Source organism: Xaviernesmea rhizosphaerae, from assembly GCF_001938945.1.
Taxonomy (GTDB): domain Bacteria; phylum Pseudomonadota; class Alphaproteobacteria; order Rhizobiales; family Rhizobiaceae; genus Xaviernesmea; species Xaviernesmea rhizosphaerae.
The window spans coordinates 272,227-296,435 of sequence record NZ_MKIO01000040.1 but is presented as its reverse complement, the minus strand read 5'-3'; the positions used below and the strand labels follow the sequence as shown (position 1 = coordinate 296,435).

21 protein-coding genes are annotated in these 24,209 nt (G+C 64.1%); 13 read left to right on the top strand and 8 right to left on the bottom strand.

Features of this window, described 5'->3' with window-relative positions:
- The first annotated feature begins 51 nt into the window (after positions 1–51).
- The 8 genes from BJF92_RS20790 (at position 52) to BJF92_RS20755 (ending at position 9,230) form a co-directional block, all read left to right on the top strand.
- Positions 52–984, top strand: coding sequence for a VOC family protein (locus BJF92_RS20790; protein WP_075636642.1), 933 nt, complete (start codon positions 52–54; stop codon positions 982–984).
- Between the two features lie 4 nt (positions 985–988).
- Positions 989–1,603 carry an alpha/beta hydrolase gene (locus BJF92_RS20785; RefSeq protein WP_075636641.1) on the top strand — a complete coding sequence of 205 codons (615 nt, stop codon included), beginning with the start codon at positions 989–991 and terminating at the stop codon, positions 1,601–1,603.
- 459 nt (positions 1,604–2,062) lie between these two features.
- Positions 2,063–3,346, top strand: a complete 1,284-nt coding sequence (locus tag BJF92_RS20780; RefSeq protein WP_078058303.1) for an adenylate/guanylate cyclase domain-containing protein — start codon at positions 2,063–2,065, stop codon at positions 3,344–3,346.
- A gap of 202 nt (positions 3,347–3,548) precedes the next feature.
- A complete protein-coding gene (locus BJF92_RS20775; protein WP_075636640.1) occupies positions 3,549–4,697 on the top strand; it encodes a glycosyltransferase family 4 protein in 1,149 nt (382 codons plus the stop codon).
- 43 nt (positions 4,698–4,740) lie between these two features.
- Complete coding sequence (locus tag BJF92_RS20770) at positions 4,741–5,454, top strand: P-loop NTPase family protein (protein WP_075636639.1); 714 nt, start codon at positions 4,741–4,743, stop codon at positions 5,452–5,454.
- Entirely contained in the window at positions 5,454–6,740 is a 1,287-nt protein-coding gene (locus tag BJF92_RS20765; protein WP_075636638.1) for a capsular polysaccharide export protein, LipB/KpsS family, read from the top strand. The genes BJF92_RS20770 and BJF92_RS20765 overlap by 1 nt, the downstream gene beginning before the upstream one ends.
- Positions 6,741–7,112: 372 nt before the next feature.
- A complete protein-coding gene (locus BJF92_RS20760) occupies positions 7,113–8,453 on the top strand; it encodes a glycosyltransferase family 4 protein (RefSeq protein WP_245294843.1) in 1,341 nt (446 codons plus the stop codon).
- Between the two features lie 84 nt (positions 8,454–8,537).
- Positions 8,538–9,230 carry a hypothetical protein gene (locus tag BJF92_RS20755; protein ID WP_075636637.1) on the top strand — a complete coding sequence of 231 codons (693 nt, stop codon included), beginning with the start codon at positions 8,538–8,540 and terminating at the stop codon, positions 9,228–9,230.
- Positions 9,231–9,275: 45 nt separating this feature from the next.
- Here BJF92_RS20755 and cysQ read toward each other — a convergent pair whose 3' ends face one another.
- Positions 9,276–10,082, bottom strand: coding sequence for a 3'(2'),5'-bisphosphate nucleotidase CysQ (gene cysQ / locus BJF92_RS20750; protein ID WP_075636636.1), 807 nt, complete (start codon positions 10,080–10,082; stop codon positions 9,276–9,278).
- Positions 10,083–10,739: 657 nt separating this feature from the next.
- Between cysQ and BJF92_RS20745 the strand changes: the two genes are divergently transcribed.
- Entirely contained in the window at positions 10,740–11,735 is a 996-nt protein-coding gene (locus tag BJF92_RS20745; protein ID WP_210187605.1) for a polysaccharide biosynthesis/export family protein, read from the top strand.
- A 555-nt stretch (positions 11,736–12,290) separates the two neighbouring features.
- Here BJF92_RS20745 and BJF92_RS20740 read toward each other — a convergent pair.
- Positions 12,291–13,082, bottom strand: coding sequence for an ABC transporter permease (locus BJF92_RS20740; RefSeq protein WP_245294842.1), 792 nt, complete (start codon positions 13,080–13,082; stop codon positions 12,291–12,293).
- Between the two features lie 35 nt (positions 13,083–13,117).
- The gene (locus tag BJF92_RS20735; RefSeq protein ID WP_075636634.1) at positions 13,118–14,392 is read right to left on the bottom strand and encodes a KpsE/RkpR family capsule polysaccharide export protein; all 1,275 of its coding nucleotides are present in this window, start codon (positions 14,390–14,392) and stop codon (positions 13,118–13,120) included.
- A gap of 282 nt (positions 14,393–14,674) precedes the next feature.
- Here BJF92_RS20735 and BJF92_RS20730 point away from each other — a divergent pair, with 282 nt between their 5' ends.
- Together BJF92_RS20730 and BJF92_RS20725 are read left to right on the top strand one after the other, a co-directional pair.
- Positions 14,675–15,925, top strand: coding sequence for an aminopeptidase (locus tag BJF92_RS20730; RefSeq protein ID WP_075636633.1), 1,251 nt, complete (start codon positions 14,675–14,677; stop codon positions 15,923–15,925).
- A 219-nt stretch (positions 15,926–16,144) separates the two neighbouring features.
- Positions 16,145–17,377 (top strand): alpha-D-ribose 1-methylphosphonate 5-triphosphate diphosphatase, encoded by a 1,233-nt coding sequence (locus BJF92_RS20725; RefSeq protein ID WP_075636632.1) that lies wholly within the window; start codon positions 16,145–16,147, stop codon positions 17,375–17,377.
- 176 nt (positions 17,378–17,553) lie between these two features.
- On the opposite strand, the gene hemW is transcribed toward BJF92_RS20725, so the two are convergent.
- Genes hemW through rph form a run of 4 tightly spaced genes read right to left on the bottom strand, consistent with a single transcriptional unit; the run spans position 17,554 to position 20,607 of the window.
- Complete coding sequence (gene hemW / locus BJF92_RS20720) at positions 17,554–18,738, bottom strand: radical SAM family heme chaperone HemW (protein ID WP_075636714.1); 1,185 nt, start codon at positions 18,736–18,738, stop codon at positions 17,554–17,556.
- A 13-nt stretch (positions 18,739–18,751) separates the two neighbouring features.
- Positions 18,752–19,396, bottom strand: a complete 645-nt coding sequence (rdgB, locus tag BJF92_RS20715; protein WP_075636631.1) for an RdgB/HAM1 family non-canonical purine NTP pyrophosphatase — start codon at positions 19,394–19,396, stop codon at positions 18,752–18,754.
- A 39-nt stretch (positions 19,397–19,435) separates the two neighbouring features.
- Complete coding sequence (locus BJF92_RS20710) at positions 19,436–19,852, bottom strand: VOC family protein (protein ID WP_075636630.1); 417 nt, start codon at positions 19,850–19,852, stop codon at positions 19,436–19,438.
- 35 nt (positions 19,853–19,887) lie between these two features.
- A complete protein-coding gene (gene rph, locus BJF92_RS20705; RefSeq protein ID WP_075636713.1) occupies positions 19,888–20,607 on the bottom strand; it encodes a ribonuclease PH in 720 nt (239 codons plus the stop codon).
- Positions 20,608–20,829: 222 nt separating this feature from the next.
- Between rph and hrcA the strand changes: the two genes are divergently transcribed.
- Together hrcA and grpE are read left to right on the top strand one after the other, a co-directional pair.
- Complete coding sequence (gene hrcA / locus BJF92_RS20700; protein WP_425356481.1) at positions 20,830–21,888, top strand: heat-inducible transcriptional repressor HrcA; 1,059 nt, start codon at positions 20,830–20,832, stop codon at positions 21,886–21,888.
- A 202-nt stretch (positions 21,889–22,090) separates the two neighbouring features.
- A complete protein-coding gene (gene grpE / locus BJF92_RS20695) occupies positions 22,091–22,741 on the top strand; it encodes a nucleotide exchange factor GrpE (protein WP_075636712.1) in 651 nt (216 codons plus the stop codon).
- Positions 22,742–22,824: 83 nt separating this feature from the next.
- On the opposite strand, the gene BJF92_RS20690 is transcribed toward grpE, so the two are convergent.
- Positions 22,825–24,177, bottom strand: coding sequence for an aminotransferase-like domain-containing protein (locus BJF92_RS20690; protein WP_075636628.1), 1,353 nt, complete (start codon positions 24,175–24,177; stop codon positions 22,825–22,827).
- Positions 24,178–24,209 lie beyond the last annotated feature (32 nt).

Sequence of the window (24,209 nt, the reverse complement as noted above, 5' to 3'; positions counted from 1 at the left end):
GCGATAAACCGACAGGCGCCGCACGCGAACCGGCGCGGAAAGGAATGAGCCATGCTCGACCAGATCAAGGGCCTTCATCATGTCACCTCCATGGCCGCCAGCGCCCGGGAGAACAATGCCTTCTTCACCGACGTGCTCGGCCTGCGCCGGGTGAAGAAGACGGTCAATTTTGACGCACCCGATGTCTACCATCTCTATTATGGCGACGAGCTCGGCACGCCCGGCAGCGTCATGACCTACTTTCCCTTCCCCAACATCGCCCGCGGCCGTCCCGGCACCGGCGAGGTCGGCACCACGGTCTTTACCGTGCCGAAGGGAAGCCTGGACTTCTGGCGGTCGCGCCTGGAGGCCCACAAGGTCGATGGTCTGAGCCAGGATACGGCCTTCGGCGCCAGCCGCCTGCATTTCGCCGGGCCTGATGGCGATGGCTTCGCGCTGGTGGAGGCCGAGGACGATCCGCGCCAGCCCTGGACCGGCAATGGCGTCGGCGCCGACGAGGCCATTCGCGGCTTCCACTCCGTCTCCCTGCGGCTGCGCGATGAGGGCGCGACGCGCGAACTCCTGGGCTTCATGGGCTACCAGCCCGTCGACACCCATGAGGGCGTCACGCGTCTGGCCGTGCCCGGCGGCAACAAGGCCGATGTCATCGACCTCGAAACCCTGCCCAACATCGCCCATGGGCGGCAGGGCGCGGGCTCCGTGCATCACGTTGCCTTCGCCGTGGAGAATCGCGAGGCCCAGCTTGCCGTGCGCAAGGCGCTGATGGACACCGGCTACCAGGTCACGCCCGTCATCGACCGTGATTATTTCTGGGCGATCTATTTCCGCACGCCGGGCGGCGTGCTGTTCGAGATCGCCACCAACGAGCCGGGCTTTGCCCGCGACGAAGAGGTTGCCCATCTCGGCGAGGCGCTGAAGCTGCCGCAGCAGCACAAGCATCTGCGTCCGATCCTGGAGCAGCATCTCGAAAAGCTGGAAGGCTGAGCCGATGGACGATCGGGACTATCATCATCTGGTCAGGGCCGGCGCGCCGGGCGCGCCCGCTTTCTTCGTCTTCCATGGCACGGGCGGCGACGAGAACCAGTTCTTCGGCTTTGCCAGCCGGCTCCTGCCGCAGGCGACCATCGTCGCCCCGCGCGGCGACGTGTCCGAACATGGCGCGGCCCGCTTCTTCCGCCGCACGGGGGAGGGCGTCTACGACATGGCCGACCTGGCGCGCGCCACCACCAAGATGGTGGCCTTCATCCGCCGTCTGACGAGCGAACATGGGGCCGGCGCGGTTTATGGACTCGGCTTCTCCAATGGCGCGAACATTCTCGCCAATGTGCTGATCGAGGAGCCCGGGCTTGTGTCGAAGGCGGTGCTGATGCATCCGCTCATCCCGTTCCAGCCCGCCGCTTCCGCCTCGCTCAAGGGCACGCGCGTGCTCGTCACGGCCGGGCGGCGCGACCCCATATGTCCCGTTCCGCTGACGGAAGCTCTCGCCGCGCATCTTGCGGGCCGGGGTGCTGCAGTCGAAACGGAGTGGCACGATGGTGGCCATGACATTCGGCCGAACGAGGTGGCCGCACTCGAGCGGTTTCTCGGCGGGGACGGTGCCTGAGCATCGGACCGAAAAGTGGGAACCGGTTTTCGGATCATCCGATGCGTGAAGCCCTGAGCATCGGACCGAAAAGTGGCGACCGGTTTTCGGATCATCCGGTTCAGAAAGTCGACCGCACAAGACCAGAAAGCCGCCGCTTCCGGCGGCTTTTTTGTGTGAATCATGTCGCTTTCGTCATTAAATTGTCATGTGAGAAGTGATTCGCAACGGTTTCTCCTTGATCTTGCCGCGATGATCGGCGCAAAGCTTCGGGCCTGAACGTCACCGGTGCGCAGGGCGCGGTCATTCTCAAGACCGTCGATGCATCGCGATCAGGAGGATTTCGGTGCTATCCCGCCCGAGACCGGCCGGATGATCGACGTCAATCTGAAAAGCGGGACTGCCGCCATCTCCCTGTCGTCCGCAGATCTGACGGCCTCTCCGGGAGGCGTTCATGGTGCGGCGAAGGGACGACCTGTTATGAAAATCTCCGATATCGCCCGGATCGCCTCCTGGCTGACGGCCCAGGGCCTCAAGGGCGTCGATGAACTCACCATCCTGCATGGCTTCTGCATGCAATGCCGCGCCGCCGGCCTACGGATTGATCGCGGCCTGGCGCTGATCGATACGCTGCATCCCGTCTATGAAGGCCGCGCCTTTCAGTGGGACAGCAGCGAGCCGGTGCTCTCCACCTTCGAATACATGTCCTCTGCAGAGGGCGAGGCTTCGGAAAACTGGCGCCGCACCGCCTTTCATCACCTGCGCAAGACGCATCAGAACGAGCTGCGCCGGCGCCTCGGCTTCGGCGAGCCGGCCGACTTCTTCAAGCTCGACCTGCTGCAGGAAGGAGGGCACATGGATTATGTCGCGCTGATCCATCGTTTCGCCGAGGCCAGCCATATCGGCGATATGGACTGCTTCTATTCGCACTGGACCACGCGCGACGCGAATGGTTTTGCCGAGACGGATCTGGCGGCCCTGCGCGAATTGGTGCCCTATCTGGCGCTGGCCATCAAATCCTGCACGCTGGACCGCATCTCCCGCACCATTGCCGAGGTCTATCTCGGCCGCGATGCCGCGCGCCGGGTGCTGGAGGGGCGCATTTCGCGCGGGCGCACCGACAGGATTTCCGCCGTGCTCTGGTTCTCGGATCTGCGGGACTATACCCGCATCACCGAGAGCCTGCCGCCCGACGAAATCATTCCCTTTCTCAATGATTATGCCGATGCGGTGATCACCTCGATCCACGAGGCGGAAGGCAATGTGCTCAAGCTGATCGGCGATGGCGTCATGGCCATCTTCAAGGCCGAGGAAAACGAGGAGGCCTGCCACCGCGCGCTAAAGGCCGAGCATATCCTGCGCGACAAGATCGACGCACTGAATGCCAGGCGCCAGGCCGAGGGCAAGCCGACGACGGAGGTCTATCTCGGCCTGCACACCGGCGATGTCTTCTACGGCAATATCGGCAGCGCCAACCGGCTGGACTTCACCGTGATCGGCCCGGCGGTCAACGAGGTCGCGCGCATTGCTTCGCTCTGTCGGGTGGTGGATCGCTCGGTGGTCATGTCCTCGCCCTTCGTCGCCAGCGCGCCGCCGCCCTCCGACCGCGAGGTGGTCTCGCTCGGCCGCTATGCGCTGCGCGGCGTCAAGGCGGCGCAGGAGCTCTTCACGCTGATGCCGGTGGCCGAAAAGCCGCGCCGGCCGGCGCCCGACATCGAGGAGGCCGACCGCATGGCGCCGACCCGGCTGCGGGCGCGCCTGTAAGTGTTGTCGAAGGCGGAACAGGGTGCAGCCGCCGAGCACGCACCTTATTTCTGCCGGCCCGCTTTCCTTCCGGCCGCATTCTGCTCTAACACCGGGACGCGCCGGATTTGAGCCCAAGCGGCCGGCTCGGCGCGCCTTTGAGCAAAAACCCTGCGCCCCACTCGCGCCGGCGCAAGGACAGGCAGGAGACGGCAGACCGCGGATGTACAGGCTCTTTGTCGACCCCTTGACGATCCGCACCCCGCGGGTGCTCTTCGATATCTCCCGGCTCTATCGCAATCGCGGCCGGCGCTTCGGCACCGGCGTCGACCGGATCGATCTCGCCATCGGGCTCGATCTGCTTGCCCGCTTCGGCAAGGACTGCCATTTTCTTCATGCCGGCATCCATGGCATCGTCCTGCTGCCGCAGGCGCTGGGAGCGAAAATTCTGCTGGATCTCGACCGCGCCTGGCGCGGCGACGCGAGGGCGCTGCCGGCGGGGCAGCGCGCGCTTAGCCTTGCCGCCTTGCCCTTCCTGCGCCGCGCGCTGCCGATCGACCGCAGCGTGGTGACAGGGGAAACGACCTATGTCGTGGCCTCCCATTCCGGCCTCGCCAAGCTGAGGGGCGGGCTGCGGCGGCTCGACCCGCAAGCCCGCATGGCGCGCCTCGTCTATGTCCATGATCTCATTCCGCTCGAATATCCCGAATATCAGCGGCCGGAAACCGCGCCCGCCTTCGATCGCTATTTGAGCGCGCTGGCGGAGGCGCCGCTCGATTTCGTCAGCAATTCGCGCGACACCGACCGCCGCCTGCAGGCCTTCGCCGCCCGGCGCGGCTGGCCCGTGCGCGATTTCTTCGTCAATATTCCAAGGCTCGAATTCACGCCGGAGCCCGAAGGGCCGGTTCGCCCCCCTGTTGCCGCCTTTCTCGCCGACAGCCGCCCCTTCTTCACCGTGCTGGGCACGATCGAGCCGCGCAAGAACCATCTCCTGCTGCTGGAGATCTGGCGGGAGATGGCGCTGGCGGGCGTGCCGCCGCGCCTTCTGGTGCTGGGCAAGCGCGGCTGGGAGAATGAGAACATTGTGGACATGCTCGACCGTTGCGACTATCTGAAAGGCCATGTCGTCGAGTTCGACGGGCTGACGGACGGCGAGGTCCAGCAGCTGTTGAAGCGCTCGGCCGCGCTGCTCTTTCCCTCCTTCTGCGAGGGGCTCGGCATCCCGCTTCTGGAGGCTGCGGCGCTCGGCGTGCCCGCGGTGGTCTCCGACCTTCCGGTGTTTCGCGAGATCGCACCCGAGGGAACGGTGTTCCTCAGCCCGCTCGACGGTCTCGGCTGGATGCGCGAGATCCAGGCGCGCGCAGCGCGCTGAGCAGGGATCCGGCGGAAGGCCAGGTGCCGGAAAAGGACAGGGCATGTCGATCATCTTCTCTCACGTACACAAGACCTTGCGACGCAAGACCGACCGCACGCCGGTTCTGGTCGATGCCAGCGCCGAGTTTCCCGCCGACCAGATCACCGGCGTGCTGGCCCCGCCCGGCAGCGGCAAGACGACGCTCGCCTCGCTGTGCACCGGTAAGTTCAATGCCGACAAAGGCCGCATCAGCCGCAACTCGCTCGTGTCCTTCCCGGTGGCGAGCGGCGGGATCTTCAACGGGCTTTTGACCGGGCGCGAAAACCTGGCTTTTCTCTGCCGCGTCTTCGGCTTCGACCCCGTGCCGATCATCCGCTTCATCATCGATTTCGCCGAGGTGGGAAAGGCGATCGACAAGCCGTTCAATTCGCTGAACCGTGACGAGCGTACCCGCATCATGTTCACGGCGGTCTACGCGATTCCCTTCGAACTCTATATCGTCGATGGCACGCTGGTGGGCGGGCGCGCCAACTTCCGGCAGAAATGCGAGGAACTGGTTGCCGAGCGCATGCGCACATCAGGCTTCCTGATGATCTCCTCCTCGCCGAGCCTTCTGGGCAAGCATTGCGCGAATTTCCTGGTCATGGACAATATGGCGCTGCATCCCGCCGCCTCGATCCAGGATGCGCAGGACAGGCTCGGCGCGGATCGCCTGCGCGATGGCGACGGCTATGCCGAGGGCGTCGAAGGCGTCGACAATACGGCGCTGCATTGATGGACAGAGCGGCTGCCGGCCATGAGCGGGATCTGCCGGAGGAGGGCGACGGCGCGCGCACGCCCGCCCGGCTGACGCTTGGCGTCCATATTCAGGCCTGGAAGCAGGCGATTGTCAGGCGCTATTTTCCCGAGCGGCGCTTCGTCTTCCTGCCGTTTCACCTCAGCGAGGCGCAGCTCCGGCGCGACTGGCTGACGCCGGCGCTCGCGGCGCAAAAGCCCGACATCCTGGTATGGAGTCTCAACCTGCCGCCGGCTCTCGACGCTTTTGCCCGGGCCGAGCAGCTCAGCGTGCTGGTCATGGAAGATGGCTTCATCCGCTCCGCCAGACCCAATGCCAGCCGCACGCCGCCCCTGTCGCTGGCGCTCGACAGCCGCACGGCCTATTTTGACGCCCGCCAGGCCTCCGATCTGGAAGTGCTGCTGGAAACCCATGATTTCGATGCAGATCCCGCCTTGATGGCGCGCGCCGTCACCGGTATGCGCGCCATGGTGGAGCGCGGTCTGAGCAAATATAATGGCGCGGCCGCCTCCGCCCCGGGCGCGCTCTATGGTCCGAAGTCGCGACCGCGCATTCTGGTGATCGGTCAGGTGGATGGCGATGCCTCCATCCGCTTCGGCTGCACGGATATGCGCCGGCAGGACGATCTGGTGCGCCTCGCGGTTGCGGAGCATCCCGATGCCGAGGTGATCTTCCGCCCGCATCCCGATGTGGTCGCGGGCGTGCGGCCGACGGCAGTGGACTGGAAGGCTCTGGCGCGCATCTGTCGGATCTCCACCGCGCCGGCGCCGATCGCCGAGGCGCTCTCGACCATCGACCGCGTCTATACGCTGACCTCCCTGGCCGGCTTCGAGGCGCTGATGCGCGGCATTCCCGTGACGGTCGCAGGCTATCCCTTCTATGCGGGATGGGGACTGACGGACGATCGCGCCAGCCTGCGCCGCCGGCAGCGCCATCTGTCGATCGAGGCCTTGTTTGCCGGGGCTTATCTGCTCTATCCCCGCTATTTTCATCCGCGGACGGGCGCGGCCATCGACTTCGAACAGGCGCTGCGCTGGCTCGTTCAGCCCGAGCGCGACGAGACGCCCAGTGGGACCGTCTCGCCTTTCGAGGGCGCACCCGCCCTGGGCGCCTGGACCAAGCTGCGCGCCCGCCTGCTTTCGCCCGTGATCGCCCGCGTGGGGACGGCGGAGGATGCCGCCTATTTCCGCGCCTTTCCGAAGAACTTCTTTCAGGAGCGCCCCGAGGTGTCCCTCAGACGGTTGGGCCGGTGCCTGTTTCCATGATGGTTCGGCCAAAGGCTTCCTGGCCTCAAGGCCCGGGACAGGGACGGTGACGGGCTGGATTGCGCCAAAGGGGACTGGATATCGATTCCCGCAAATGGTGTCGATGCCGGTCCGGTTGACGTTAGGGATTGTGGTTCGCCAAAAGGCATGAAGGGGACAATACGATGAGAAGACTCTCGGAATCCGCGCTAACCGCCTGACGCAAATCACGATTCGCTTTCAGACATCTAAAACCGGCCATCGCGCGTCGAAAACTGGAATGCTGGCGCAAAACATGCCATGCATCTGGCACGGCCGGATGCCGGCAAGACGAAAGGGCCTCGCCCCGCCGCAGTGAGGCGGGCGCTGCGGGTCTTCAAGGATCGGAGTGGAATGACCAAACCGCGAATCATGGTGGATGGCTATAATCTGGCGCTGGAAAAGGGCACCGGGATTGCCACCTATGCCCGCAACCTCTCCAGCCAGCTGACGAAGATGGGCCACAAGGTCGATCTTCTCTACGGGCTGCGCCGGGGCGTGGGCAAGGACAAGCTGCTGGCCGAAGTGAACTTCTTCGATCCCTCGACCAAGCCATTAAAGGTGCATGAGGTCGTGCGCGCGCTGTCGAACTCGTGGATCCGGCCGGTGCCGGCGCGTGAGGTTCCCATTACGGGCAAGGTCATCGCGCGCACGGCGCAAGGCAGCATTCCCGACAATGACAGGATCTTCAACGCCAAGAACCTCTATCGCTATTCGCAATGGCATTTCCGCGTCTTCGGCAATTTCATGACGACGCAGTACGAGCAGCCGGCGGCGGTCGCGCACTGGACCTATCCTCTGCCGATCAAGCTCAAGGGCGCGGCCAATATCTACACGATCCACGATCTCGTGCCGCTCAGGCTTCCCTATGCCACGCTCGACGACAAGCGGGAATTTCTTAAGACGGTGCAGACGATCGCCAAGAAGGCCGATCACATCGTCACCGTCTCCGAAGTGTCCAAGCGCGACATCATCGACCTTCTGGGGGTCGATGAAAGCAGGGTGACCAACACCTATCAGGCCGTCAGCCTGCCGGCCGCCATTCTCAACCGCGGCCATGACGAGGTGGCGACCGAGGTCTCGGCGATCTTCGGGCTGGAGAACAAGAAGTACTTCCTCTTCTTCGGTGCTATCGAGCCGAAGAAGAATGTCGGGCGCATTATCGAGGCCTATCTGGCGAGCCAGGTGCGCTATCCGCTTGTCGTCGTTGGCCAGCTGGTATGGAAGGATGCCAAGGAACTGCGCCTTCTCGGTGTTCCCTCAACTCCACCCGGCCGCCGGGCCTCGCGCGACGAGCCGCCACCGGATCCAACGCTGACCCATATTTCGCGCTCCTCGCAGGTGGTACGGCTCGATTATCTGCCGCTGAGCCTGCTGGCATCGGTGATCCGCTGCGCCCGCGCCGTCGTGTTCCCCTCGCTCTATGAAGGGTTCGGCCTGCCGATTCTCGAGGCGATGCAGCTTGGCACGGCCGTGATCACAGGCAGGGAAGGCGCCAATCCGGAAGTGGCCGGTGAGAGTGCTTATCTGGTCGATCCCTACAATGTCGGCGCCATCGCCCAGAGCCTGCGCGACATGCAGAATGACGACGCCATGGTCGCGCATTACGAAGCACTGGGCACGCAGCAGGCACAGCTGTTCTCCCCGGAGCGCTATGAAATGCGGCTGGCGGAGCTTTACGGCAAACTGGTATAGGATCGCGGCCGGCAAGCCGGTGCGGTCGCCAGCCCGCACCGCCCTTCGCCGGCGGCCGCCCTTCAAGGAAAGAACAGTCCAGCCATGACAGATGCATCCGCGCCGCTGGCTTCCTCGGACGACCTGCTGACGCAGGCCCGCGACCTTGCCGCCGCCCAGCCTGAGGCGCCGGCCTCCGCCCTTCTCGTTGCGCTGGCCAATGAGGTCCGCGCCCTGCGGGCGCAACTGGCCGACAGCCGGCGCGAGGGCTTCAAGGAAGGTATTCGCGGTGCCGCCAAGGTCATCCGCAACCGGCAGGCCGCCGAAGGCTCTGCGCTCGCCGGGCTGATGAACCGCTCGCAGGAGGATATCGAGCGCTTTTCCCGCGAGGTGGAGCAGGCTGCCGAAGGCGGGCCGATCACGCTCACGGATCTGCGCAGGCTGCGCAGCAAGATCAATGCCGTGACAGTCGGCGACGACGAACTGGATGACGGCATCCGCCGCCTCTATTATAGCGTGGTGCACACACGCACGCCCGGCGCGGACGACATTCCTCCGCCAGGCTCCCCCTCCCGTTCCCTCGATGTCGCGTCCTTCATCGTCGAGCGCATTATGCAGGAGGGCTGGTGGACGCTCGGCAAGAGCGGCATGCGGGTGGAGGAGAAGCCGGTCTCAAAGGTGGGCATGTATGCCCAGCACAATCCCGGCTCGCACTCGGCCAGCGACGGGCCGCTGACCCTTCTCCTCGCGCTGGTGATGACCCTGATCGAAAACGTCAAGCGTCAACAGGGCGCCTGATCGGCCGGCTCTGCTTCGATCCTCGCAAGAGGAATGCGCACCCCCTCATACGGCTGGCTGATCGGGAAAATAGATCGCCCGATGCGTGCCGCACGCGATGAAGGAGGGGTTGGCGAAGTCGGCATCCGTTGCCTGGTGCTGCTTGCCATAGAGCAGAAGGCTGCCGTCCAGCGCGTGCACGCTGCCGCCCGCGGCTCGGAGGATGGCATCTCCGGCGGCCGTGTCCCATTCCATCGTCCGCCCGAAGCGGGGATAAGCATCGGCCAGCCCCTCGGCGAGCAGACAGAATTTCAGCGAAGAGCCGATCGACCGGCGCTCGTAAAAGCCGCAGCGATCGATGAAGGCCTCTGTTTCGGGCGTGCAATGGGATATGCTGGCGAGCACCACCGCCTGCTCGGGGCAGGCCCGCACGCCGATCCTGCGTCGCTGCGAGCGGTTGCCGGCCTCATCCGTCACAAACTTTTCGGCGACGCCCTCCACGGCGCTGTAGCCGACGTTCAGCGCCGGCGCATAAACGACGCCCGCCACCGGAACGCCGTCGCGAATGAGGGCGATGTTCACCGTGAAGCCGTCGCGCTTCCCGACGAATTCCTTCGTCCCGTCGAGTGGATCGACCAGGAAGAATTCGCCTTCGATCCGGCTGACATGGCCTTGGGCCGCCTGTTCCTCGGCCACGACGGGGATCTGCGGAAAATGCCGCGCGAGATCGGCGAGGATCAGCGCCTCGGCCTGCTCATCGGCATCGGTCACGGGTGATCGATCCGCCTTGATCGTTACTTCCGCGCCGCGCCGGTAGATCGCCATGATCTCCAGCCCGGCCGCAATCGCGCTTGTTTCCAGAATGTCCCGCATCGTGCCCTGCTTCGGCTGCCAAGCTTCGTCTTAGCGTAGCCGGAGGAAAACCGGAACAGGATGTGGGGCGCGGTCCCGGCGGAATTTCTCCGTGGCGCCCCGCCGTCCAGCCTCGCTGGGTCCATTCCGCCCACGCGGCGGATCGGGGAGGTGCGGGAAAATCCACAGCGGCCACCGGCTCTTCAGTTTCATGGTTAAGATCGACTAAATCATGTCTAATCAAATGGTTATTAGAGAATGATCTCGTCATCCCGCCTTTGAGCGGCTTGTCATCGAAAGCTCTTGTTAACCTGCCCTCGCCAAGGTCTTGGCATGAAGCGCTGTGCTGTCTTGAGGCAAGTGGGTGACAGTTCGCGGCCTTTGCGGGGCTGGAAGACTGTGTGCTGCTGGTTGCCGTTGAAGAGTGCAGGGCTTTGGGCTATGCAAAGTGCGCCTGCGCTGGTTCTCGGCGAGCGACAAGGGCTTCGGTAAACTGGTAAGTCTATGAAAATTACGAAGAAAACCGTCGGTCCTCTGGCGATCTCGCTGTCTCTCGCTTTGTCGTCCTGCACAGGGCTTCCAAGTTCCGGACCCAGCGCATCCGCGATTTCGAGCGCCAGCAGTGAGCGCACGGCGCCCTATGTCCTCATTCCCGTCACGGCCACGACGCTCAGCCTGATGTCGACGGCGGACCCGGAGAAGCTGTCCGCCACCTTCGGCAGCGGCCGGCAGCAGAGCGCCTCGCTGATCGGCATCGGCGACATCGTCATGGTGTCCATCTGGGAAGCGTCCGATAACGGCCTGTTCTCGAACGGAACCGGCGGCAAGTCGGGCGGCACGCAGATCCCCGAGCAGCCCGTGGGCACGGATGGCATGATTTCCGTTCCCTATGCCGGTCAGGTGCGCGCCGCTGGCCGCACGCCGCAGCAGGTCAAGCTCGACATCGAAAAGGCGCTGACGCGGATGGCGGTCGAGCCGCAGGTCCTCGTCCATGTCTCGAAGAACGTGGCCAACACCGTCACAGTCACGGGCGAGGTGGCGCAGAGCGGCCTCGTCTCGCTGTCGCCTCGCGCCTCGCGCCTCCTGGACGTCATCGCGCTGGCGGGTGGCCCCCGCTCGGAATCGCAGGCGCTGGCGGTGCAGGTCACGCGCGGCTCGCGCTCGCAGACCATTGCGCTGGAAAAGCTGATTTCCGATCCGCGCGAGAATATTTTCGTCCAGCCGAACGATATTGTCGCGCTTATTCGCCAGCCGCGCAGCTTCACCGTCTTTGGCGCCGCCATGGCCAATTCCTCGGTCCAGTTCGACGAGCCCGAGCTCTATCTGAACCAGGCTCTGGCCAAGGTCGGCGGTCTCTCGGACGAGCGTGCCGACGCCAAGGGCGTGTTCATCTACCGCACAGAGCAGGCCTCGGCGGTGGCGCGCATCGCCCCCGGCCGCACCTATGCCGGTGCCGGCCCCTTCGTGAACGTCATCTATCAAATCGACCTCAAGGACCCCAACGGCTTCTTCCTGTTGAAGAGCTTCCGCGTCCAGAACCGCGACCTGATCTACATCGCCAACTCCTCGCTCGCCGAGATCCGCAAGTTCTCGACGCTGGTCAGCACCACGGCAGCCCCTGTTGCCCAGGCTGCCGCGATCGGCAGCGTGGTCAACAATCTCGCGACCAAATAGCTTTAGGACAACGCTTCCGATTGAAGATCATCGAAATGCGCCGGGCGAAAGCCCGGCGTTTTGCTTTATTTGCATCTGTAGGCAGAGAGCCACTAAAGCCCTTGGCGATCATTGGAGCCGCCATTTCAGATGTGCGCTTGGCGAAGTGGATGTCTTTCGCCCGTTATGGAGGAGAACCGACGCTAAAGCGTCGGACCGAAAGGTGGGAACCGTCTTTCGGAAAATTCGATGCAAAAACATAAATCTAGAGCGTCAGACTGCGTATGATTTTAAGTCCGCTGCTCTAAAGCACGGCGCGATGTTCTTAGCGGCCATCAGAATGCAACGACATGAGAGGAAGAAACGCGGGTCTCGCACTGAGGCATTTGCAAAGTGGGTTACCACAAGCATCTGCAAGCTTACCGATCGTCATGTGCGCGAATTATTCCCGGGCAAGTCAGCGATATCCTTCCTATCGCTCGTCCTGTGGTAACGACAACGCGCATCAAGTCGTATTGGTCTCTATATATCTGCAGATAGCAATAACGGCCATTGTCTATCAGCTTAAGACTTGCGCTATTGATGACGATGATTGCGCAGTGAACGCTCAAGTGCCAAGCCAAGCACAAGTACTGCCACAGTACATGAAATCATGTAAGTCATCGAAATTAGATGTGTTGGATAGGTCGGATAAAAGCCAGTGCGAAACAACGACACAAAATGCATGATGGGGTTGAATGATACGTAATATTTAAGCTCAGGAGGCATGTATTCGGGAATATAAAATACCGCGCTGAAGAAAATTTGCACGCGCGAAAATCCTCCCCATAGAAATTTCCAAAGAGGGAATAGATAAGTAATAAAAGAATTGATTAACCCCATGCCGAATGAGAATAGGCTAATCAAGATAGCAAACTCGATAATTGGCTGATAGTCAAATGGCAAGGCAAAGCGTGACATGCCAAAGGCATATGCTAGTGTAAAAAACAAGCAGAAGGTCAACGTAAACGATAGAAATTCAACAAAGGATCGAGCTATGGAGTAATCCAGTGCGCCGACAAGCGGAATGGAGGTCACGCCCTTCGACGCTTCGACGGCTGAGGCGGCGCGAATGGATATCGTTCGGAACAGCAGCACCGGCATGATGCCGGTTGAAATGAAAATCAGCAAGCTGTCGCCGATCAGCAACTGACGGTGCATCACGGTGAAGATAACCCAGTGCACCATAATGAAAACGAGCGCTTCACCCAGGTCGAAAAGCTGGGTAAAGGCGTGCTTGCTGTTGCGCAGCCGGACCTCGCGGATGGTTAGCGCGCTGATAATGCGCAGCTGGCGCGAGGTGCCAAGCAGAACGGCATTTTGCGTCATGGAGGAGCCCTGTCTCCCTGTCCCGTCGCCGACCGTCAGGCGTGGTCGCGAATGCTATAATAGATCAGCGTCAGAACGACCCAGATGCCGATGGCTGACAGGAGAACCAGGATCGTGTCGAACACCACGCGTGGATAGGACGCGATCTGCGGCAGGCCCGGCTGGACATAGGTGGCGAGATAGATCTGCGAATTGCTCGCCTGCATGCGGGCATTCTCGAAATTCGTCAGCATCGACTGGTAATATTTCGTGGCGATGTCGATGTCGGTTTCGAGCTCGTCATAGCGCGTTACCAGGCTGGCGCCGTCGAGCGCGCCGTTCTTGTCGTCCGAGGTGGTGATCTGCGACTGCATCTGCTTGAGCTGATCGTCATTCGCCTTGATCTGGCTGCGCAACACGCTGAGCTTCGGGGACTTCGAGTCCATATAGCTCGACAGCGAGGCATATTCCGATTTCAGCGCAGCCTGCTCCGAGCGCAGCTTGGAGGTGATCTGCAGCTTGGCGTCGGCCTCCTTACGCGCGTCGATCGTGCCCTGGTCAATGCGCAACGCCGTCTGCTCGCGGCGCAAATCGCGCAGCCGCTCGGCGGCACGGTCGAGCTCGGTCTTCGACACGGACATCTGCGTCTGCCGTGCCTTTTCCGAGATTTCGTTGATCAGCTTCTCGCTCAGCGTCTTCAGTCCGGCGGCGATGCGCTGAGCATCTTCCGGACGGAAGGCCGAGACCTCGATGATGTTGATGCCGGTCGTCAGATCGTAGCTCGTGGAAACGCGGCGCTTCCAGTATGTGACCATCTTCTCGATCGAGGCGTCTGGTGACATGCGCGAGAGCGCGTCGATATTTTCATTGGAATAGATCTGCCTTAGCCCGACCATCTTGTCCAAGGCTTCGACAGCGTCGCGTGAAATCGCATAGTCGGAGACGATGTAGCTGTTGGACATGATCAGCGCCGCCTCAGCCGCCATGGAGCCGTTCGTGGAAGAGGGACGGACGGAAAAGCGGAATTCCGAGACATATTGCGGCGAGGCCACGAAGGCGAAATACATTGCGCCGATCACGGTCGGCAGGACGACCATCAGGAAGAAGGAAATCGCCGTGCCGGAAATGCCGCCGCTGGCAGCCTTGACGAAGCCGGTTATCTTCTCGGTCTTGTAGGTGACGACCGTCTTGCGAGGGCGGGCAGAGGGAAGCTCGGGCGCGGTCTGGCGCTTGGCCGGAATGCGGTTGGGCCGAACCTCGTCGAGCCTGAGCACAAGGGACCCTTCCCCCTGCTTGTTCTTGCCGGTGTCCAGCTTCGCAGACGTGCTCATCCGATCTCCTTGCAGCCCATGCGGGAAGAGCGACGAAAGCCGCCAGCCAGCATTCATATCAGAGGTATGGGCGAGAGGACAGGGCTAGGGCAACATTCCGGCGAATTGAAGGCGCATGTTGCCCCGCGGCATGGCCTCGGCGACGCCTGTGCTGACCATGAGGACGGCACCGAGACGGTGCCGTGACAGGGCCTTTCGACGCGCCCTCTTCATTTTCTCCGCGAAGACGCCTAACTCTCATCGCAACACTATCCCGACGCCCCTGTCCCGGAGACTGCTTCCATGAACGCGTTTGCCCCCCTTGCCGCCATCGACGCCGCCAAGCTCGAGAAACTCGCCGAGGTCACCGTGAAGGTCGGGCTTCGGCTGGAGCGCGGGCAGGATCTGGTAATCACCGCGCCGCTGAATGCCGTGGCGCTGGTGCGGCTGATCACGCAGAAGGCCTATGAGGCCGGCGCCGGCCTGGTGACGACCTTCTACGCCGATGAGGAGGCGACGCTCGCGCGCTACCGCCACGCCCCCGATGAAAGCTTCGACCGGGCGGCCGGCTGGCTCTATGAGGGGATGGCCAAGGCCTATGCCGGCAATGCCGCGCGCCTGGCGATCTCGGGCGACAATCCGATGATGCTGGCGAACGAGGATCCGGCCAAGGTCGCGCGCGCAAACCGCGCCACCTCGATCGCCTATAAGCCGGCGCTCGAGAAGATCTCCAACTTCGACATCAACTGGAACATCGTCTCCTTCCCCAATCCGTCCTGGGCGCGGCAGGTCTTCCCGAACGAGCCGGAGGCGGTGGCCGTCTCGAAGCTGGCCGAGGCGATCTTCGCCGCCTCGCGCGTCGATCAGCCGGATCCGATCGCGGCCTGGTCGCGCCACAATGACGAGCTGGCCAAGCGGTCCGCCTGGCTCAATGGCGAGCGCTTCTCAGCCCTGCACTTTGTCGGTCCGGGCACGGATCTGACCGTCGGGCTCGCAGACGAGCACGAATGGCATGGCGGCGCTTCCACCGCCAAGAACGGCATCACCTGCAATCCGAACATCCCCACCGAAGAGGTCTTCACCACGCCGCATGCGCTGAAGGTCGAGGGCCATGTCGCCTCCACCAAGCCGCTGTCGCATCAGGGCACGCTGATCGACGACATTCGCGTGCGCTTCGAAGGCGGCCGGATCGTCGAGGCCCATGCGGCGAAGGGCGAGGAAGTGCTGAACAAGGTGCTGGACACCGACGAGGGCGCGCGCCGCCTGGGCGAGGTGGCGCTGGTGCCGCATTCCTCGCCGATCTCGGCCAGCGGCATCCTGTTCTACAACACGCTGTTCGATGAAAACGCTTCCTGCCACATCGCGCTCGGCCAGTGCTACTCTAAATGCTTCCTCAACGGCGCATCGCTGTCGCAGGACGAGATCACGGCGCGTGGCGGCAATTCCAGCCTGATCCACATCGACTGGATGATCGGCTCCGACAAGGTCGATATCGACGGCATTGCCGCCGATGGCAGCGCCAAGCCGGTGATGCGCAAGGGCGAGTGGGTCTGATCCACGCCGGATGACGCATGTTTCGCATGAGCCCGGTCAAGCGGCAGGGCTCATGCTCTGGCGCGCCTGCGCACAGGCTTTGTCGCATGGCGGTCAGGCAAAGGGTGTAGGCACGGCTCTGAACCGCCGCCCTCAGGCGACCGGTTCGAGCACCCGGATGGTCGGGCTTTTTGCGGCCCGCACCTTTTCAAAATCCCTGATCCGTCGAGGAGAAACATCATGGCTGGCTTCGCGTCCCCGTCCGGTTCGCTCGTGATCGACGGCGCGACCGTCCTGTTCGAGGACCGGTTGGCGCCGGCACGGCTGCGCATCGAAGGCGGCGTGATCGCCGAGATCGACGGGCCGGCAGGGGATGGCGATCATCTGGACGCATCCGGCCTCCTGCTCGCGCCCGCCTTTGTCGACATGCATGGCGATGCCTTCGAGCGTCAGGTCATGCCGCGCCCCGGCGTGATGTTGCCCTTGCCGGCAGCGTTCCTGGAAACGGACCGCCAACTTGCCGCCAACGGCGTGGCCACCGCCTATCACGCGCTGACGCTCAGCTGGGAGCCGGGCTTGCGCTCGGTGGAGATGGGGTGGTCGGTGCTGGAGGCAGTGAACCGGCTGGCGCCGCGGCTTTTGGTGGAAAACCGGCTGCAGCTGCGCTGGGAGAGCTTCTGCTTTGAGGCGGTCGGGCTGATCGAGGCGGCGCTGGAAGGCCCGCTCCAGCCGTCCATCGCCTTCAACGATCACACCTCCATGTCCATGCTGGCGGCCGAGGTGCCGGTGCAGCAGCGGCCATTTGAATTCTCGCCCGACTTTCCCGTGATCTCGCCCGATCACCCGAAATTCAAAACGCGGATGGAGGAACGGGCCCGGCGGATGAAGGTGACGGCGACGGAGGCGGAGGAAATGCTGCATGCCGTCTGGGCGCGGCGGCCGCAGGTGCCCGAGGTGATCGAGCGGGTGGCGCTTCTCGGCCGCACGGCCGGCGTGGCCATGCTCTCGCATGACGACAGCCAGATCGAGACGCGCGACTATTATCGTGGTCTCGGTGCCCGCATCAGCGAATTTCCGATGAGCGAGACGGTGGCGATCGCCGCGCGCGAGGCCGGCGACATGATCCTGTTCGGCGCGCCGAATGCCGCGCGCGGCGGCAGCCATCTCGGCGCCTCGCCCGATGCCGCCGAGATGATCCGCCGGGGCCTGTGCGACATCCTCGCTTCGGATTACTACTATCCGGCGCTGCTTCTGGCGCTCGCCCGGCTCGAGGCAGATAAGGTCGCGCCACTTCATGACCTCTGGTCGCTGGTGGCGCGCAATCCGGCCCGTGCCTGCGGCCTTGCCGATCGCGGCAGCATCGCCGTGGGGCAGCGCGCCGATCTCCTGCTCCTGGAATGGCCCGAGGCCGACACCCCGCGCGTGATGACCACCTTCGTCGCCGCCCGCCCGGCATTCCGGGCGATGGCCTGAAGGTTACCGATCGTCCGATCAAGCAGGATCGGGATGTCATCGGCGTGGTGGCGTCCGACTTTCAGTCTGATACCCTAGAGCGTCAGACTGAAAATCAGACGCAGTCTGACGCTCTAGGATTTTGTTTTTGCATCGGATTTTTCCGAAAACCGGTTCCCACTTTTCGGTCCGATGCTCTAGCAGGCGAGGTCGGCCACCACCGCATCGAGGATCAGCATGCCGGAGGGCGTGCAGCGCAGGCGCGAATTGCCCAGCCGCTCGATGAAGCCCTGCTGGATCAGGAAATCCTCGCGCTCTGGGTCCAGTTCGCGGCCGGACAAGGCCTGCCAGCGGGCGAGATCCACGCCCTCGCGCAGGCGCAGGCCCATCAGCAGCAGTTCGTCGGCCTGTTCCTCGCGCTCCAGCATGGTGCAGTCGACAAAGCCGCGGCCTTCCTCTTCCACCCGGGCGAGCCAGGTTTCGGGATGGCGCTCGGTCGCCGTGGCGATCTTGTCAGGGCCAACGCTCAGCCGGCCATGGGCGCCGGGGCCGATGCCGGCATAGTCGCCATAGCGCCAATAGGTCAGGTTGTGCCGGCTTTCCGCGCCCGGAATGGCATGGTTCGACACTTCATAGGCCGGCATGCCGATCTCGGCCGTGATCGCCTGCGTCGCCTCGTAGAGCGCCGCCGAGGCCTCGCCATCGGGCACCACGATCTTGCCCGCCTTGTGCAGGCCGAAGAAGGGCGTGCCCTCCTCGATCGTCAGCTGGTAGAGCGAGAGGTGATCGACCGCCAGATCCACGGCGCGGCGCAACTCGGCCGCCCAGGCGTCCGCGGTCTGGCCGGGCCGGGCATAGATCAGGTCGAAGGACATGCGCGGGAAGATCTCCCGCGCCAGCCCGATCGCCTTCAGCGCATCATCGACATCGTGCAGCCGGCCGAGCCATTTCAGGTCCCGGTCATTGAGCGCTTGTACGCCGAGCGAGACGCGGTTGACGCCCGCCGCGCGATAGCCGCGAAAGCGCGTGGCCTCCACGCTCGACGGATTGGCCTCCATGGTGATCTCGATCCCGTCGGGCACATGCCAGAGCCAAGCGATTTCCTGGAGAATGGCGTCGACGGTCGCCGGGTCCATCAGCGAGGGCGTGCCGCCGCCGAGGAAGATGCTGGTGACCGTGCGCGGGCCGGACATGCCCCGCGTCGTCGCCATTTCCGCCTTGAAGGCCGCGACGAAACGGTCCTGGTCCACCTGCTGGTGGCGGACATGGCTGTTGAAATCGCAATAGGGACATTTGGCCGCGCAGAAGGGCCAATGGACATAGACGCCGAAGCCCGGCTCCGTCGCCTCCGTCAGGGGAATGATCCGCGCGGTCCCGGCCATGGCGTCGCGCGCCTCAAGCACCGAGGCAGGTCTCTGCGAAGAGCTTGAAGGCGCGGGCGCGGTGCGACAGGGCGTCCGCATCGCCGGGCTTCCAGCCGTGCTTTTCCTCCGCCGTCATCTCGCCGAAGGTGCGCGTGTGGCCGGCCGGCTGGAACAGGGGATCATAGCCGAAGCCGGCGGTGCCGCGCGGCGGCCAGACGATCTCGCCCTCGACCTCGCCGCGAAACAGCTCCACATGCCCGTCCGGCCAGGCCATGCACAGCACGGAGACGAAGCGGGCGGTGCGCGCCTCCGGCGTGGTGGCGCCGGCCTTTTGCAGGGCATCCTCGACCTTGCCCATGGCCATGGCGAAATCGCGCTTGCCTTCAGGCGTTTCGGCCCAGTTGGCGGTGTAGACGCCGGGGTCGCCCCCCAGCGCATCCACCACCAGACCGGAATCGTCCGACAGCGCCGGCAGTCCGGAGGCCCTGGCCGAGGCCAGCGCCTTGATCGTCGCGTTCTCCTCGAAGGTGGTTCCGGTCTCGTCCGGCTCGGCGAAGGAGAGATCGGCGGCGGATTTGGCCGAGAAGCCGAGCGGGCCGATCAGGTCGCGGATTTCGGCGATCTTGCCGGCATTGTGGCTGGCGACGATCAGCACCTTGTCTTCGAGCTTGCGCATGGATGAGACCTTCATCAAGAGGGAAAAGCCTGGCCGTTGTCAGCCAAGGTCCCAGAGTTTCGGTTCGGCGATCTCCAGGCTGTTGCCCGCGGGATCACGAAAATAGAGAGAACGCGCGCCGTTCGGCCAGGTGATCTCCGTCTCGATCGGCACGCCCTTGTCGATCAGCCGCGCCCGCCAGGCATCGAGCACGGGCGGCGATGCGCGGAAACAGGCATGGCCCGGGCCTTTGGCGCCATGGGGCGGCGCGGCCAGCGCCACCTCGGGCGAGGGCGGCCTGATGGTCGCCTCCGGATTGAAGATCAGCAGCACGGACGGGCCGCAGCGGAAGAACACATGCCGGCCCGCCACGCGGGCGATCTCGTCAAGCCCGAGCAGGCCGCCGTAAAACGCGGCCGCGGCATCGAGATCCTCGGCATAGAGTGCGGTTTCCAGAATGCCGTCCAGCGCTGCCATGGTCTCACGTTCTCCTTCGCTCGATCCTGCCGGGCTCAGCCCTCCAGCGCCGCCTTCTGCAGCGCCACCAGCTCGCCGATGCCGCTCTTGGCCAGGCCCATCAGCGCGGAAAACTGCTCTTCGCTGAAAGGCGCGCCTTCGGCCGTGCCCTGGATCTCGACGATCCCGCCCGAGCCGGTCATGACGAAATTGGCGTCGGTCTCGGCGGTGGAGTCCTCGAGATAATCGAGATCGATCACGGTCTGGCCGGCGAAGATGCCGCAGGAGATGGCGGCGACATGGTCCTTCAGCACCTTCTCGAGCTTGATCATGTTGCGGCTTTCCATCCAGGCCAGGCAGTCGCGCAGCGCCAGCCAGGCGCCGGTGATGGCCGCCGTTCGGGTGCCGCCATCGGCCTGCAGCACGTCGCAGTCGATCGAGATCTGGCGCTCGCCCAGCGCCTGCAGGTCGACCACGGCGCGCAGCGAGCGGCCGATGAGGCGCTGGATTTCCTGGGTGCGGCCGCTCTGCTTGCCGGAGGCAGCCTCGCGCTTCATGCGCTCGCCGGTGGCGCGCGGCAGCATGCCGTATTCGGCGGTCACCCAGCCCTTGCCGCTGTTGCGCAGCCACGGCGGCGTCTTGTCTTCCAGGCTGGCGGTGCACAGAACATGGGTATCGCCGAACTTGACGAGGCAGGAGCCTTCCGCATGCTTGGAGATCCGGCGCTCGAAGCTCACCTTGCGCATCTGGTCGGTTTTTCTGCCGGAGGGCCGCATCGTCGTCATTGTCCTTGTTTGTTTCTGGTCGCGTCTTTTAGTGCGCCTGCGCCGGAAAGGAAAGCGCCGCCCGGTCGCACGGCGGCGATCTCGCGGCGGCAGCGGAAATTCTTTGAACTTGTGCGCCGCGCCATTATATTGAACGTTTGAACACAGGGCCCGTCCGGGGCCGGATCGGCATCTGGAGATCACAGGTTCGATATGTTGCGTGACCCTGCGACGATGCGAGAGAGACTGTCCGCGCTCGACGAGCGTTCGGCGGAGATCTTCCGCCGCATCGTGGAGAGCTATCTGGAAAGCGGCGAGCCCGTGGGCTCGCGCAGCCTGTCCCGGCTGCTGCCGATGTCGCTCTCGCCTGCCTCCGTGCGCAATGTGATGAGCGATCTGGAAGATCTCGGCCTGATCTATGCCCCGCATATCAGCGCCGGGCGGCTGCCGACGCAGGGCGGCCTGCGCTTCTTCGTCGACAGTTTCATGCAGGTGAGCGACCTTTCGCAGGAAGACCGCGCCTCGATCGACCGGCAGGTGCGCCGCTCCGAGCCTGACCGCACGGTGGAAGGCCTTTTGACCCAGGCGAGCCAGATGCTCTCGGGCATGTCGCGCGGCGCTGGGCTAGTGATCACCGCCAAGTCCGACACCATGCTCAAGCACGTCGAATTCGTGCGGCTGGCGCCCAACAAGGCGCTGGCCGTTCTGGTCGGCGCGCAGGACCAAGTGGAAAACCGCATCATCGAGCTGCCGAGCGGGGTCACTAGCGCGCAGCTGACCGAGGCCGCCAATTTCCTCAACGCCCATCTTGCCGGCCAGACGCTGGGCGAGCTGAAGCGGCAGATGCAGAAGGTCAAGGAAACCATCCGGCGCGAGCTCGACACGCTCTCCCAGGATCTGGTGGAGCGCGGGCTGGCGATATGGTCCGGCGGCGGGGAGGGGGACAATCCCACCCGGCTGATCGTGCGCGGCCGAGCCAACCTGCTGGAGGGCTTGGCCGGCGCGGAGGATCTCGACCGGCTGCGGCTTCTGTTCGACGATCTCGAAAAGAAGGACAGCCTGATCGAAATCCTCAACCTGGCCGAAACCGGGCCGGGCGTGCGCATCTTCATCGGCTCGGAAAACAAGCTGTTCTCGCTTTCCGGCTCCTCGCTGATCGTCGCGCCCTATCGCGACGAGGAAAACCGCATCATCGGCGCCGTCGGCGTCATCGGCCCCACCCGGCTCAACTATTCCCGCATCGTGCCGATGGTGGATTACACCGCCCAGCTGATGTCGCGGCTGGCGCGCTGAGCTGCGCTTCCCATCCCGAACACGATCCTGCACGGAGGGCGTGTCTCCTGCCTTAGCCTGTCCTTGCCCGTTTTCGACCGCTCGCCTTGCGCGCGAGACAGGCGAGAGACGGCGCGAAACGCCCGTCAACCCTTGATTTTTGCCCGCCGAAGTTCGATATCGGGGCCGAAAATCGACAATGACGGACAATGCGGAGACGTCCATGACCGACGAAACGAACAAGCGTCCAGCAGACGGGGCGGAAGAGCATCTGGCGCAGACCCACGCCGAGACCGCTGCCGAAACCGCCGCGCCGGAAGCGGGCGTTCAGGAAGCCCCGGCCGCCGCAGAGGCCTCTCCCGATCCGGCCGAGGCGCTCAAGGCCGAAAATGCTGAGCTGCGCGACCGCTATCTGCGGCTCGCCGCCGAGATGGACAATCTGCGCCGGCGCACCGAGCGCGACGTGAAGGATGCCAAGACCTATGCGGTGGCCTCCTTCGCCCGCGACATGCTGGCCGTGTCGGACAATCTGCGCCGCGCACTGGAAGCAATCCCGACCGAGGCGCTGGCCTCGGGCGATCCCGGCTTCTCGACGCTGGTGGAAGGCGTGGACATGACCGAGCGCTCGATGCTCTCGGCGCTGGAGCGCCACGGCGTGAAGAAGCTCGAACCCGTCGGCCAGAAGTTCGACCCGAACTTCCACCAGGCCATGTTCGAGGTGCCCAATCCCGAAGTGCCGCACAACACCGTGGTGCAGGTGGTCCAGGCCGGCTTCACCATCGGCGAGCGCGTGCTGCGCCCGGCCATGGTCGGCGTGTCCAAGGGCGGCCCGAAGGTGGCCGCAGCGGAAGCCGAGACGCCGGCTGCGGGCTGAGCCTGCGGGTGAGAATTATGACGCGTGAGAGGCCGGGCATTGCCCGGCCTTTTTCGTGGATGGGTTGTGCGGAGTCGAGCGGCTCATTCCATTGCCCGGCGCAAAGCGGGCAGGATGCGTGCTTCGGCCATCTGCGTGACGTTAAAGCGCATGAAGGCGGCGGCCGACTGCGTGGCGCTGAAGACATTGCCCGGCGCCAGAATGATTTTTTCGGTCATGCAGCGTTTGGCGATTATGGTCGAATCCTTGCCTTCCGGCAAACGGCACCAGAGATAGAACCCGCCGCGCGGCGTGATCCAGGGAACAACGCCGATCGAGGCGAGCTGCTCCGCGACGTCTCGGCGTGTGCGCGTCAGGCGGTTGCGCAATGCCTCTATATGCTTGCGATAGGTGCCTCCGGCCATGACCTCCGCCAGGATCTCGGTTGCCAGAGGGCTTGGCCCGCCAAAGCGCGTGGCGACCTGAAGGTCGACCAGCGCTTCGATCCATTCAGGTCTCGCCGCGATGTAGCCGCAGCGGATCGACGCGGAGAGGGTTTTGGAGAAGCTGCCGATGCGGATGACCTGTTCCAGCCCATCGAGAACAGCCAGACGAGGGGAGGGGGCGGGTTCGAACTCGGCAAAGATTTCATCCTCGATGATGGTCAAGCCTGCGGCGCCGGCCGCACGCAGGAGACGATGGGCCGTTTGCGGCGAGATCGTCGCGCCGGTCGGATTGTGAAGCGCGGAATTGGTTATATAGAGACGCGGCTGGAGGCGACTGACGGCTTCTTCGAAGGCGGCGATGTCAGGCCCGGTGGGGGTATAGGCAATGCCGGCGATGGTGACCTGATGCGCGCGCAGAAGGGCCTGGAAATTGAAATAGCAAGGATCGTCGATCAGAACCGTATCACCGGGACGCAACAGAAGCCGGCAGAGGAGATCGATTGCGTCGGTGCCGGAGCCCGTCAGCATGAGCTGATCTGGAGAAAGCATCAGCCCCTCCTCGGCAAAGCGACCGAGCAGCAGCCGGCGCAGGCGTGCCGATCCCCGGGTGCTGCCATAGTCCGAAAGCACCGCGCCATCGCTGCGGCTCACATTGCGCAAAGCCTTACGGATCGCCGCATTCGGCATCGACGCGGTCGGCATCCAGCCGCAGCCGGGCTTCAGCGCATCCTCATCGGCGTCCAGCGCCTGCCGGGATACCCAGAAGGGATCAACCGCACGCTCGCGCGCCGGCGCAGCCTCGCTTAACGCCATAGGCGGCGTCTCTGGTCCAGCCACATAAAAGCCGGAGCCGCGCCGCGCGCGGATCACGCCGGCTGCTTCCAGTCGGCCATAGGCCTCCACCACGGTCGAGGGCGACACGCCCATGATTTCGGCGAAGCGGCGCACCGAGTGCAGACGGTCGCCTGCGGCAAGCGCCCGGCTCGCAAGCTTGCCCCTGATTGCCGCCATCACCCGTTCCGTCTGCGTGACCAAGTGCGCAT